Annotated in this window: 13 protein-coding genes; 6 read left to right on the top strand and 7 right to left on the bottom strand. The window is 67.5% G+C overall.

Annotated elements, in window-relative coordinates:
* Positions 1–574: 574 nt before the first annotated feature.
* Positions 575–943 carry a GNAT family N-acetyltransferase gene (locus BXA10_RS24830; protein WP_139338130.1) on the bottom strand — a complete coding sequence of 123 codons (369 nt, stop codon included), beginning with the start codon at positions 941–943 and terminating at the stop codon, positions 575–577.
* A 538-nt stretch (positions 944–1481) separates the two neighbouring features.
* Between BXA10_RS24830 and BXA10_RS24825 the strand changes: the two genes are divergently transcribed.
* From BXA10_RS24825 to BXA10_RS24810, 4 genes are all read left to right on the top strand, one after another.
* Positions 1482–1751 (top strand): hypothetical protein, encoded by a 270-nt coding sequence (locus tag BXA10_RS24825; RefSeq protein WP_076473255.1) that lies wholly within the window; start codon positions 1482–1484, stop codon positions 1749–1751.
* A complete protein-coding gene (ctaD, locus tag BXA10_RS24820; RefSeq protein WP_076473245.1) occupies positions 1748–3742 on the top strand; it encodes an aa3-type cytochrome oxidase subunit I in 1995 nt (664 codons plus the stop codon). The genes BXA10_RS24825 and ctaD overlap by 4 nt, the downstream gene beginning before the upstream one ends.
* A 280-nt stretch (positions 3743–4022) precedes the next feature.
* Positions 4023–4928: a ferritin-like domain-containing protein gene (locus BXA10_RS24815; RefSeq protein ID WP_076473244.1), complete on the top strand. Its 906-nt coding sequence runs from the start codon at positions 4023–4025 to the stop codon at positions 4926–4928.
* 22 nt (positions 4929–4950) lie between these two features.
* The gene (locus tag BXA10_RS24810) at positions 4951–5835 is read left to right on the top strand and encodes a phosphotransferase family protein (protein ID WP_245828453.1); all 885 of its coding nucleotides are present in this window, start codon (positions 4951–4953) and stop codon (positions 5833–5835) included.
* Positions 5836–6037: 202 nt separating this feature from the next.
* Here the strand turns inward: BXA10_RS24810 and BXA10_RS24805 are convergent, their stop codons facing one another.
* The 3 genes from BXA10_RS24805 to BXA10_RS24795 form a co-directional block, all read right to left on the bottom strand.
* Entirely contained in the window at positions 6038–6967 is a 930-nt protein-coding gene (locus tag BXA10_RS24805) for an NADP-dependent oxidoreductase (RefSeq protein ID WP_076473243.1), read from the bottom strand.
* Between the two features lie 229 nt (positions 6968–7196).
* Complete coding sequence (locus tag BXA10_RS24800) at positions 7197–7766, bottom strand: TetR family transcriptional regulator (protein ID WP_076473242.1); 570 nt, start codon at positions 7764–7766, stop codon at positions 7197–7199.
* Positions 7767–8008: 242 nt separating this feature from the next.
* The gene (locus tag BXA10_RS24795) at positions 8009–8716 is read right to left on the bottom strand and encodes an SDR family oxidoreductase (protein WP_076473241.1); all 708 of its coding nucleotides are present in this window, start codon (positions 8714–8716) and stop codon (positions 8009–8011) included.
* Between the two features lie 113 nt (positions 8717–8829).
* Here BXA10_RS24795 and BXA10_RS24790 point away from each other — a divergent pair, with 113 nt between their 5' ends.
* Entirely contained in the window at positions 8830–9207 is a 378-nt protein-coding gene (locus BXA10_RS24790) for a MerR family transcriptional regulator (protein ID WP_076473240.1), read from the top strand.
* Between the two features lie 63 nt (positions 9208–9270).
* Here BXA10_RS24790 and coaD read toward each other — a convergent pair whose 3' ends face one another.
* The 3 genes from coaD to BXA10_RS24775 all read right to left on the bottom strand — a co-directional run bounded on the left by coaD (position 9271) and on the right by BXA10_RS24775 (position 11179).
* Positions 9271–9759: a pantetheine-phosphate adenylyltransferase gene (gene coaD / locus BXA10_RS24785; protein WP_076473253.1), complete on the bottom strand. Its 489-nt coding sequence runs from the start codon at positions 9757–9759 to the stop codon at positions 9271–9273.
* Positions 9756–10106: a vWA domain-containing protein gene (locus BXA10_RS24780; RefSeq protein ID WP_076473239.1), complete on the bottom strand. Its 351-nt coding sequence runs from the start codon at positions 10104–10106 to the stop codon at positions 9756–9758. The genes coaD and BXA10_RS24780 overlap by 4 nt, the downstream gene beginning before the upstream one ends.
* Positions 10107–10213: 107 nt before the next feature.
* Entirely contained in the window at positions 10214–11179 is a 966-nt protein-coding gene (locus BXA10_RS24775; protein WP_076473238.1) for a zinc-dependent alcohol dehydrogenase family protein, read from the bottom strand.
* 101 nt (positions 11180–11280) lie between these two features.
* Here BXA10_RS24775 and BXA10_RS24770 point away from each other — a divergent pair, with 101 nt between their 5' ends.
* On the top strand, positions 11281–11850 hold the full coding sequence (locus BXA10_RS24770; protein ID WP_076473237.1) for a TetR/AcrR family transcriptional regulator: 570 nt from the start codon (positions 11281–11283) through the stop codon (positions 11848–11850).
* Positions 11851–11890: the final 40 nt, after the last annotated feature.

Raw genomic sequence — 11890 nt, 5'->3', positions numbered from 1 at the left:
GCTCCATCACTACAATCACCACCGGCCCCACACTGCTACCGGCGGCAAGCCGCCCATCACCAGGTTGACCAACGTCCCTGGGCAGTACACCTAGCGCGACCGCGAGCGGGCGCGGGCGCGGGCGCGTGAGGCAAGCATGAAATGATGCAGCCACCGGGGTAAGGTTTTCAGAGTTTCACTCGCGTAGCCGATGAGATGCACCGACTTCAATTCGCCGCAGACGCTCGACGCTGATTCGCCCGCGGCACCCCTCGGTTGCGGCCCATTCCTGGAGGGTGTTCGAGGGGTTCGTTGTGGACGGCGGTCAGGCTACTGCGTCGAGACGCTCACCGCGTGGTGCGAGACGGCACCTGGTCGCCGATGCGAAGCGCTGGCGACCTCCGAACTCGTCGTCCGGGCGCTCCAGAACACGATTGCGATCGGGTTGATCGGGTCCAGGTGAAGGCGGGGCGGGCCCGGGCCGGCTTTCCGCGCGTGACACGGTGGTGCTGCGAAGAGATCGCGCTATCGCGCGAGCACGTCATGAGACGGCGACAGGCTCGTCCGAGGAGCCCCGCGCGCAGGCCCGGCAGTTTCAGCCGCCGGTCTTCGCCTGCGCAGACTCGGCGGCAGCGCGGTCGGAATATCCGGGGTGTCGGGCGTCGATCAGATCGGCGTAGGTGGTCGTCCGCGAGAGAAACTCGACCACAAACGGGCAGATTGCGGTGATCGTGCCCTCGCGGGCGCGGATCTCGTCGAACACTCGCCGCACCATCGCGCCCGCCACGCCTTGGTGTTGATGACTCGACTCGACCTCGGTGTGCCGGAGGGCGTACCGGTTGGGCTTCAGGTGGGTGTAGTAGAGCCAGCCGACCAGCTCGCCGTCCCGGTAGAGCTCAAAGCGTCCCCGTTCGACGCTGTCGATCAACTCCTCGGCCACCAGCGCCTGCTCTTCGCTGCTCATCGCCACACCCTTCCGACATGTAGATACGCCGCGAGATCAGACGACCTCGCTTGGGACCCTGCGGTCCAAGCATGGCACATGGTTGGCGGTAGTGCGGGGATCGATTACCGCATCAGTGGACCGGGCGGTCCATTCACGCCTTACTAGGCGCGCCCGGCGATCACCGGACCGAGACGAACGACACGAAGAAGCGACCCGTCCGGGTGTCCAACCCGGCTGATCGACGATGTCCGCGACACGGAATGTGACCCCACTCACGGACCAAACAGTCCGATGCCGAATTCCGGCCGAGCCACTCTCGGGCCGGGGTCTCTTGGACATCGACCCGTTTTCCGCGCAGCTTACGACGCCAGAGGCGATGGGTTCCGGCGGCAGAGCGCGTGTGCGGTGAAGCATCAGATTGGACTATCTAGTCCGACTTGGCTAGCCTGCTGAGGCCACGGGCCAGTGTCTTGTTCGATGTCAGGAGAGTTCGATGGACCCTATTTCCGCCTCCGGTGGGGACGTTGTCGACGGCCAGCCGGTCAGCGCGGCCGACATGGTCGCCGCCCTGACCGCCGCGGAGTTCGTGTTCGAAGACGGGGCGACTCAATCGTTCACAGCGGATGGGCGAACGACCTACGTCGAGAGAGGCAGACCGTCGGCCGGCGAGTGGTCTGTTACGGGTGACGGGACCTTCGCCTCCTTCTGGCCGCCGACGTACCGGGCGACGTACACGGTCCGGTGGATCACCGACGATGGCGTACGGGTAGGCGTCAGCTTCACGGACACCCGGAGCGGCGTCCGCTACGACGGCCGGTACCGGTGACGGGACGAGTCTCGAGTCGCGGCCGGGACCGCCAGCCGGCGATAGTGACCCACGCGACGTCTGGGGACTATCCCGGCCCATTTCGGCGACCGGTGCCCGGCAACACGCTGACCAAGCTTCTCGGCACCACCGACGCCAAGCAGATCGGTCTGCTCTACCTCGTCACCTCGTTCTTCTTCTTCAGCGCCGCCGGCATCGAGGCGCTGCTCATGCGCACCGAGTTGGCCCGCCCCGGTTTGCAGTTCCTCTCCTCCGAGCAGTACAACCAGCTGTTCACCTCGCACGGCACGATCATGATGTTCCTGTTCGCCACCCCGTTGGCGTTCGCATTCGGCAACTTCCTGGTGCCGTTGCAGATCGGTGCCCCGGACGTGGCGTTTCCCCGCCTGAACGCGCTCGCCTACTGGCTGTACCTCTTCGGCGGGCTGTTGGTTCTCGGCTCGTTCGTCCAGCCGGGCGGTGCCGCCGACTTCGGGTGGACCGCGTACACCCCGCTCAGCCAGGAGGCGCATAGCCCCGGCGTGGGTGCCAATCTCTGGGTCGTCGGCCTGGTGCTGTCCGGCGTCGGCACCATCCTGGGTTCGGTAAACCTGATCACCACGGTCCTGACGCTGCGGGCGCCAGGGATGACCATGTGGCGGTTGCCCTTGTTCACCTGGGCGATGTTCATCACCGCGCTGCTGGCGATCATGGTCTTCCCCCTGCTGTCCGCGGCACTCCTGGCGCTGCTGTCCGACCGCGTGGTCCACACCCACGTGTACGACGCCAGCACCGGCGGACCCATGCTGTACCAGCACCTCTTCTGGTTCTTCGGCCATCCCGAGGTCTACATCGTCGCTCTGCCGTTCTTCGGCATCATCAGCGAGGTCATCCCGGTCTTCTCCCGTAAGCCGCTCTTCGGCTACAAGGGCATGGTGCTCGCCCTGTGGGCGATCTTCTTCCTCTCGTTGAACGTCTGGGCTCATCACCTGTTCGCCACCGGGCAGGTGCTACTGCCCTTCTTCTCGGCCACAACCTTCATCATCGCCGTACCGACCGGCGTGAAGTTCTTCAACTGGATCGGCACGATGTGGAAGGGGCAGCTCACCTTCGAGACACCGATGCTCTTCTCGGTGGGCTTCCTGGTCACCTTCCTCTTCGGCGGCCTCACCGGTGTGCTGCTGGCCAGCCCTCCGGTGGACTTCCACACCCACGACACCTACTTCGTCGTCGGGCACTTCCACTACGTGCTCTTCGGCACCATCGTCTTCGCCGCGTTCGCCGGCGTGTACTTCTGGTTTCCGAAAATGACCGGCCGGCTACTCGACGAACGCCTCGGCAAGGTGCATTTCTGGACCATGTTCGTCGGCTTCCATACCACCTTCCTGGTGCACCACTGGTTGGGCAACAAGGGCATGCCCCGCCGCTACGCCGACTACCTGCCTCAGGACGGCTTCACCACGCTGAACACCGTCTCCACAATCGGCGCGTTCATACTCGGCACATCCACCCTCTTCTTCTTCTACAACGTCTGGAAGTCCTGGCGGTTCGGCGCCGTCGTCTCGGTCGACGACCCATGGGGGTTCGGAAACTCGCTGGAGTGGGCCACTACCTGTCCGCCACCGCTCCGCAACTTCGACCGCATACCGAGAATCCGCTCAGAACGCCCCGCCTTCGACGCCAAGTACGGACCTGTCGTCTCCGACCTCGGCCGCGACCTGCCCCAACGCGCCGCCAGGCCACCGCAGCGAATGCACGAAGTGCTGCACCGGCAAGAGCACGCGCCGCCGGTACCCTGCGCGGAGGGTGCGGTCGGCGCGGAGGCGGCAGCCGGGTACGAGCCGATGCCGGACTCGGGCGCGCGTCCGGTCGACGTCCCCAGACCCGAGGAGATCCGCCGGCCCGGCTTCGAAGGCACCCGAGAAGCGAACGAGAACCCGCTCGACTCGCAACGGAGACCGGACCAAGGTCCACGCACTCGGCGGGATCCGGGAGAGATGAAGGGGGAATGATCCGGCCGCGGCTCAAGCCCGGCGGGTGAGAATCGCCGACGCCGAGCATCCGGGCGCCGGGAGCCTCACCGCACCCGGCGAGCCTTGGCGACTGCGCGCTCCGCGCCCGGTGCACGGTGCACCGGGCGCGGAGCGTAGTCCACGTCCGGCCGACCCAGTAGCGCATTCCCCAAAAGATTCCTGAGGCATTTTCGCGCAACTAACGTAAGGGCCACCCCTTCCAGTCAGGTCGGCCGGCGCGTACAGGCAGGGGACCTGGATGCGCCAAAACGGAGGCAGCATGGACAACTGGTTCATCACAGAGTCGGTGTCACGCAGTGCAGAATCCGAAACGGACCGGCGAAGGCTTGCCGCCCTGGTAGATCCAGGGATGTGCAAGGCCGACCCGGCGGGTGGTGGCTCGCCGAGCGACGCGGCCATCCTCAACTTCGCACTCAACCTCGAATATCTCGAAGCTGAGTTCTATCTTCGTGCGACGACGGGATCCGGGCTTCCTGACGAGATGACCACCGGCACCGGGGAACGCGGTGAGGTGTCCGGCGGAGGGTCAGTCAACTTCAGCAGCAAGTTCGTGCAGCGGTTCGCGAAGGAGATCGCCTCCGACGAGATGCAGCATGTGGCCTTCCTGCGATCCGCGCTCGGCAGTGCCGCTGTTGCTCGTCCCGCGATCTCGCTGGATGCGAGCTTCACTACGGCGGCGACCGCCGCTGGTCTGATCAAGCAAGGCGAAAGCTTCGACCCGTACGCCAACGACCTCAACTTCCTGTTCGCGGCGTTCCTCTTCGAAGACGTCGGAGTCTCGGCCTTCAAGGGATCCGCGGCACTGCTGTCGAACAAGACGTACCTTGACGCGGCAGCCGGCCTGCTGGCGACCGAGGCGTACCACGCGGGGATCGTACGATCCGCGCTCTACAGCGTTGGACTCACCGACGACACGGTATTCGACTCGGTGCAGAAGCTCTCCGACGCGCGAAACAGTCTCGATGGCCCGGCGGATGACGACCAGGGTGTCGGCACGGCGGCGAACCCGAACTTCATCCCCACGGATGAGCACGGGATGTGCTATGGCCGATCGGCCCAGTCCGTCTTGAACATCGTGTACTTGAGCCCCACACCGGCCGCCTCCGGTGGGTTCTATCCAGCCGGTCTGAACGGCGAGGTCGTGATGAGCGCCGGGGCGGCCTGAGCCTGCGGCAACGCCTTGTGGAATGAACCTGGGTGCGGGAGCCGTCCGCCACACGTCGGGCCGGATGGTTTCCCGCATCCTGCATGGGGTCGATCGCGCTGCGGTCGACCGCGTGGTCACAGCCAATAATCCGGTGACGTCGGTAGTCATCTCCGCGAAACTGGCCGACGTGGAAGAGGTAGAGGTCGTCGTCGCCCATCGGGAGCGCGCGACGCTTCGCGTCGGCGACGTGTTCCTGAAAGTCGACGCTGATCAGGCCCGCATCGAAGTCGAGGTCGAGGCGATGGCGCTGGCGCCGATCCCCACTCCGGAGATCCTGTGGCGCAAGCCGTCCGTACTCGCGCTCGCTGCTGTCCCGGGGAAGGTGCTGGGCCGCCTCGGCGAGCCGTCGACCGCGTCCTCGGCGGCGTGGGCTGCGGCTGGTGCCGCCGTGCGGAGGCTGCACGACGCGCCGCTGCCGCCGTGGCGTAGCCGGTGCCTCGACGGGTTGGCGTCGCGGCTCGACATTGAATGCGAGTGGCTCGTCACCAGCGGCACCCTCCCCGCTGACCTGGTCACCCGCAACCGCCAGATCGCCGAAGCCGCGCTGAGGCCGCGGACGCCGGTGTTCATGCACGGCGACCTGCAGATCGCCCACGTGTTCCTCGAGGACGACGAGGTCACCGGCGTGATCGACTGGTCGGAGGCGGGCCAGGGCGACGCTCTCTTCGACCTCGCGTGCTTGACGCTCGGGCACGAGGAGCACCTCGGCGACGTCGTCGCCGGCTACGGAACCGACGTCGACCTGGACGTTGTCCGCGCGTGGTGGTCGTTACGGAGCCTGCTGGCGATCCGCTGGCTGGCGGAGCACGGCTTCGACCCCGCCGCGCCCGGCTGCGAGATCGACGTGTTGAAATCCCGGATGTGAGGCCGCCCGACACGAGTGCTCTGCGCGATCTGCACGTGTCGCGGTGCCGTCCGATCCGGCCGAGCCGACTGATCCGCCGACTGTCCAGCACCGTCGGGGCACGCGCTCGTGAGCGGCCCAACTGTCCGAGCCCGGTGGCCCGCTTCCAAATCTGACCCCCGGTTACGGGCCGCCGGGCGTCCGGGCTCCGCGGCCCTCGTCGTCAGGTCATGATGATCAGCTTGCCGCGCCTGGGCCCACTCCGGAGTTCGAAGTCGGTGAGCGCCGGGATCGCCTCGCTGAGCGGCACGACTCCGGCGATCGGCATCCGCAGCGCCCCCTTCTCGGCGGCCCGCGCGACTTGTTCGAGGTCGGCGGGGACCGCCTTGGTGACCAGCACCTCGTACGGCCCGGGCAAGGCGGCCCGCGCGAACTTCGCGGGCGCGGGGTGGATGTCGACGATGTGACCGCCGGGCTTCACCAACGTCTTCGCCGACGTGAGCGGCAGCTTGCCGGAGGCGTCGAGGACGACGTCGAACCGCCCCGCGAGTTTCGCCGGGTCGAAATCGAACTCGACGATCGGGGATACGCCGAGGTCGTGTGCCTCCTGGACGGCGGTTCCGCGGCAGCTGCCGGCGACGGAGGCGCCCATCATCAAGGCGAGCTGGACGGCGGACCGGCCGACCCCGCCGAGAGCACCGGCGACGAAGACGAACTGGCCGGCCTTCAGCTTGCCTTTGTTGACCAGCGCCTGGTACGCGGTGACTGCGGGCGTCGGTAGTGCGGCGGCCTCTTCCCAGGAGATGTTCGCCGGCTTCTTCGCGACGCCGTTCTCCTCAGCGACGACCATCTCGGCGAATGCTCCCGCCCCCTTGATGCTCGCCCCGCCGAGAACCTCGTCGCCGACGCGGACCCGGGTGACGCCTTCGCCGACCGCCTCCACGACGCCGGAGAAGTCGTGCCCGAGGGCGCGCGGGAACTTCCGGCCGGTCACCGTCTTCAGCCTGCCGCGGCGGATGCCCGCGTCCATCGGGTTCACCGCCGCCGCCCGCACGCGGACCAGGACCTCACCCTTGCCTGGCAGTGCTGGCTCGAAGTCCTCGAGCCGCATGACCTCGGGGCCGCCGTACTCGTGATACTGGATGCGCTTCATGGCGCCACCCTCCCCACCTTGATGTCTCTCAGAGACATAACCATAGCACCGCCACGTCACCAAGTGACATCACGGTGGGGGCATGGAGACGCGCCCAAATCTGCTTACGTGCCAATGAAAATGCCGTCTGCGCTGTTCGTGGACCGCGCGACGGCCACTTACCCCCTGATCGCAGATAGGATGCACCCAGGCCTTGCGACGTCTCCGAGAGACGTCAGACGGAAGGGTGTCAGCGCGGGACGTAGAGCGCGCGCAGCTCGGCCAGGGTCTCGGCAATGATCAGCGACAGGGATCGCGACTCGCCGTCGGCCAGCCATTGAACGAACGCCACCGTGAAGACGATGGCGGCGGACTCGGCCGCCAGCATGGCCGCGAGGTCGCTGACACCCCGGTCCCGCAGGGCTTCACCGAGGCGTCGGGCCAGGTCGGCGTACTTCTGGCGCTGACGTTCCCGCAACGCCGGCTCCGCGTCGATGATCGCCTGGTTGGCCCGCGCCCGCTCGCGCGGCACATTCACGAACAGGTCGGCCGCGCGAGCCAGGGCCAAACCCACCAGCCCCATCGGCGACTCACCCTCCGGCGCCTGCTCGACCCCGGCAACCAGGGCGGCCTCAAGCTCCGACTGGCCGGAGAACAACACGTCCCGCTTGTCGGGAAAATGCCGGAAGAATGTACGCCGATTCAGCCCGACGGCTTGCGCGATCTCTGCCGCCGTCGTCCGCTCGAACCCCTGCCGCGCGATCAGCTCAAGCGCCGCACTCTGCAGCCGCGCCTGCGCCCCGGGCTCCCAACGCGCCATGATCCCCTGTCCGCCTCAGCAGTGACGCCATCCAGAGACATCGTACGTCCCAGGACGCCGGACTCAGGCCCGGCGGCCGCCGACGATCGTCCAGGCCGGGGCGGGCGGGCGGCAGCCACCACCACGCCCTGATGGAAGGCGGTTGGTGCACCGCTGGTGTTGCTCCAAGCCGGCGGCCGGGGGCGGGATCCCGAGCTCGGCCGGCTGCTCCGGTCAGTGCTCGCCCGCCCCCGCGCTCGCCGTCAGCTGCGGCCGAGGTCGGTGTAGAAGGCGCTCGGCTCGCCGGCCAGCGACGCCTTGACGTGGGCGCTCCATTCGTCGGCGATGACTTCCAGCTTGTCGGCCTCGATGCCGTCGAGAGCGGCGCGGACGACATCGGCGGGATCGCCCTTGTCGCCGTCGTAGCCGGCCATCATCTCGGTGTCGGCGGCACCCAGGTGCAGGCCGGTCACCAGGGTGCCCTGGCCGGCCAGTTCGAGTCGGATGCCGTTGGTGAGGCTCCAGGCCGCCGCCTTCGTCGTGCCGTAGGCGTTGGCCCCGTCGTGCGAGAACCACGACGCCGCGGACAGAACGTTGAGGATGGCGCCGCCGCCGTTGCCGCCGAGCACCGGAGCGAAGGCTCGCACCATGCTGAGTGTTCCGTAGAAGTTGGTGTCCATCTCCAGCCGAACGTTGGCCAGGTCGCCGGTGACCAGGTTGGTCCAGGTGGCGACCCCAGCGTTGTTGATCAGCAGGGTCACATCGGAAGCGATCGCCGCCGCGGCGGCGACCTGCTCCGGGTCGGTGATGTCGAGCCGGACGGCCGCCACGCCAGGGGTGTCGATCCGCTCCGGGTTGCGGGCCGTCGCGTAGACCTTCGCCGCACCACGCTCGAGCAGTTGGTGCGCGAAGTGCCGGCCGATGCCCCGGTTTGCGCCGGTGACCAGCGCGATCGAACCGTTGATCTTCATGTCTTGCCTCCAGCCAGGAAGGGTGGGCCGTTCGCGAGCTACGCTAAAACCTGACGTTGACGTGAGAGGCAAGAGCTGTGGTCGGGGTCACCCGCGGGAGAGGAGCCATGCCCATGCGGATCGGTGAACTGGCCGCGAGGACGGGCGTGTCGGTGCGGGCGTTGCGTTACTACGAGGAACAGCAGTTGCTTACCTCGATCCGCAGCAGCGGTGGGCAACGCCACTACCCGGACGACGCCGCCGACCGCGTGCACCTGATTCAGACGCTGTACGCCGCCGGCCTGTCCAGCAAGACGATCCTCGACCTGCTGCCCTGCGTCGACGCGAAGGTCAACACCCCGGCGTCCCGCGCCCTGCTGCGCGCCGAACGGGACCGCATCGACCAGCGGATCTCCGAACTCGTCGCGGCCAGGGAGCGACTCGACGCGGTCATCACCTCCAGCGAAAGCCCGGCGAGCGGGTGCACCCACGTGGATCTCGCATCGGCGTAGTACTCGAACCGATTTTGAAGCGGCAGTCTCAAGAGGGTCGTCGCCCGGTTGCGTGGAGGAGGCTCACTCCCCCAGCGTCCGCACCGCGGTCGAAGACACCGCGGCCAGTTCAGGCTGCGCAGGCAGAAACACCGTGGGGACATCCAGCGACTGGTTCATCGCGGCGAGCTGGTACTCGGCGTGAAGGTCGGTGGTGTTACGCACGCCGCGGACGATCACTCCTACTTCATTGCGGTGGCAGTAGGTGGAGGTCAACCCGCTCCAGGCCGCAACGGTGACCGAGGTCCACTCGATCGGCAGGCTGGCGCGAACAGCCGCCGCTCGCTCCTCCTCGTCGGCGCCTGGATGCTTGTTGCTGTTGACCGCGACGAGCACGACCACTTCGTCGAAGAGGTCGCGTGCCCGGTCGACCACATTCAAGTGCCCGGAAGTGAAGGGATCAAAGGTGCCGGGGTAGACCGCGCGAACACGTACGCGATCGGGGGTGCGTGCTGTCGAACTTGGCTCTGGCCGTCCCCGGAAGTAGGCGGGGTGCGGGTCCTCGGGTCTCAGAGCCATCGTTGTGCTGCCTCGACGCTGTCCCCGCCACTGGTGTTGAACGCGATGGCGGCCTGGGGCGCATGGCGGCGGATCAGGTTCACGACCTGTTCGAAGAGCGGAAGCAGTTGCTCGGCCTTGCGGATCCCGCCACCGACGACCACGACATCCCAGGGCCGGCTCGTCAACGATGCGATGAGAGTGGACTCGGCGGATTCGTCGAACACGATCAGCGTCATGGCCGCGTCGATGCCCTGCGCAGCGAACCGGGCCAGCTCCGCATCGAGCGCCGCACGAAGTGCGTCTGCGTCGACGCCAGGTATCGCTTGCGGGTCGTAGCCGACGACAAGTGCAGAAGGCATGCGGCCAACCTACCGCCCCGCCCGGCCATGATCCGCCGGACAGCTTTCGGCTGACGCGCTTGGACGACGAATCCCGAGCCGTCATGCCGCGCTGACCCGAGTGCTGGTCAGTTCGGGGTCAGCACGATCCTCCCGAAGACCTCGCCGGCGTCCGGCTTCTGGTGCGCCGCCACGGCGTGCTCCAACGGCAGCACCTCGTGCACAACCGTCTGGAGCTCGCCACGACGTACGGCGGCGAACTGTTCCATCCGCACGGCGCGTCGATCGGGCTCAGCTACCGTCGCGGCGCTGAAGGTGGCGAAGGACATCGACTTCTGGAACGCAGCCATCAACCTCGTGCCGAAGTCGGCCGGCGGCTGGCCCCCGACCGCGCCGACGACCACGAGCCGGCCGTTGGGGTTGAGCCTGTCGAAGAACGAAGGCATGCCTTGACCTGCCACGACGTCGATGATGACGTCATAGCCAGCGGGATCGTCCGGCTGCCCTTCTCCGGAGCGGTTCAGCACGTGGGTCGCACCGAGGTCGCGCAGCCGACGGCCGCGTTCCGGGGAGGAGGTGGTGACCGCCACAGCGCTGGCACCACCGTGCGCGGCAAGTTGGACCGCCATGATCCCGATGCTTCCGGCCGCGCCGCGGACCAGCACGGCCTCCCCGGGGGAGAAACGAGCGTGGGAGAGACCGAAGTGGGCGACGACGCCGGCGCTGCCGAGCGTTACGGCATCGACGGCGGAAAGACCCACCGGGAGGGGTACGACCTCCGCGACCGGTGCAATTGCCTGCTCGGCGTATCCCCCACCCGTACCGGTGAACCCCCACACCCGCTGCCCGAGCCATCCGGGGTAGACGCCGTCGCCCACCGCGGTCACCGTTCCGGCGACCTCGCCGCCTGGGATGTGTCCCTCTCGATAGCCGTAGGCGGCGAGAGCGCCGCTTCGGATCATGACGTCGACGCCTGCGACTCCGATCGCCTCGGTGGCGATCAGCACCTGTCCGCGAGCGGGAGCCGGGTCAGGGATGTCGATAAGAGCCAGCCCTTCGGGGCGTCCGAATTCTTCGATCGCGATTGCCTTCACGGTTGTCCCTTTTCGTGAGCTGGATCCGAGCCGCCGTGCGGCGACCCTGCCTGCTCGGGAACGGTAGCGGACGCCGGCGTCCGCTTAGCTATAGTGAGACAGTGGCCGACGATTTGCCTCACAAGTTGCGTTCCGACGCCCTGGACAATCGCGAGCGCATCCTCGACGCGGCTCGGGCGGTATTCGCCGCCGAAGGCATGGACGTGCCGATGCGCGAGATAGCCCGACGCGCCGGCGTCGGACCCGCCACCCTGTACCGCCGCTTCCCCACGAAGCAGGCGCTGGCCACTGAGGCTTTCACCGAGCAGATGCACGCGTGCCGCACCATCGCCGAGGAGGAACTCGCCGACCCGGATCCGTGGCGCGGCTTCTGCCGAATGATCGAGCGACTCTTTGAGCTGCAGGCACGAAACCGCAGCGTCACCACGGCGTTCACCTCGGCCTTCCCCCACGCCATCGATCTCGCCGCGGAACGCGAGCGCACGCTCGGCTCGCTCGCCGAGCTCGCGCGCCGTGCCAAGGACACCGGCCAGCTACGGCCCGACTTCGTCCTGGACGATCTCATCCTCGTGCTCATGGCGAACGGCGGCCTGCACGCCGCATCGGCAGACGCCCGGATTGCTGCCTCTCGCCGCTTCGCCGCGCTGGCGATCCGGGCGTTCCGCGCCTGATCGTCGCTCACCGCGATACCCCGTGGTCCGGACGGGTTTC

It is taken from the genome of Micromonospora avicenniae, from assembly GCF_900156065.1.
Taxonomy (GTDB): Bacteria; Actinomycetota; Actinomycetes; order Mycobacteriales; family Micromonosporaceae; genus Micromonospora; species Micromonospora avicenniae.
Note: the sequence above shows the minus strand (reverse complement) of the source record. Positions and strands in the feature narration are given on the sequence as shown.

What these genes read in the sequence shown, in the direction of transcription:
- BXA10_RS24830 (WP_139338130.1), bottom strand. Translation starts at nt 943, where the DNA reads ATGAGCAGCGAAGAGCAGGCGCTGGTGGCCGAGGAGTTGATCGACAGC.
- BXA10_RS24825 (WP_076473255.1), top strand. Translation starts at nt 1,482, where the DNA reads ATGGTCGCCGCCCTGACCGCCGCGGAGTTCGTGTTCGAAGACGGGGCG.
- BXA10_RS24815 (WP_076473244.1), top strand. Translation starts at nt 4,023, where the DNA reads ATGGACAACTGGTTCATCACAGAGTCGGTGTCACGCAGTGCAGAATCC.
- BXA10_RS24810 (WP_245828453.1), top strand. Translation starts at nt 4,951, where the DNA reads ATGAACCTGGGTGCGGGAGCCGTCCGCCACACGTCGGGCCGGATGGTT.
- BXA10_RS24805 (WP_076473243.1), bottom strand. Translation starts at nt 6,967, where the DNA reads ATGAAGCGCATCCAGTATCACGAGTACGGCGGCCCCGAGGTCATGCGG.
- BXA10_RS24800 (WP_076473242.1), bottom strand. Translation starts at nt 7,766, where the DNA reads ATGGCGCGTTGGGAGCCCGGGGCGCAGGCGCGGCTGCAGAGTGCGGCG.
- BXA10_RS24795 (WP_076473241.1), bottom strand. Translation starts at nt 8,716, where the DNA reads ATGAAGATCAACGGTTCGATCGCGCTGGTCACCGGCGCAAACCGGGGC.
- BXA10_RS24790 (WP_076473240.1), top strand. Translation starts at nt 8,830, where the DNA reads ATGCGGATCGGTGAACTGGCCGCGAGGACGGGCGTGTCGGTGCGGGCG.
- BXA10_RS24780 (WP_076473239.1), bottom strand. Translation starts at nt 10,106, where the DNA reads ATGCCTTCTGCACTTGTCGTCGGCTACGACCCGCAAGCGATACCTGGC.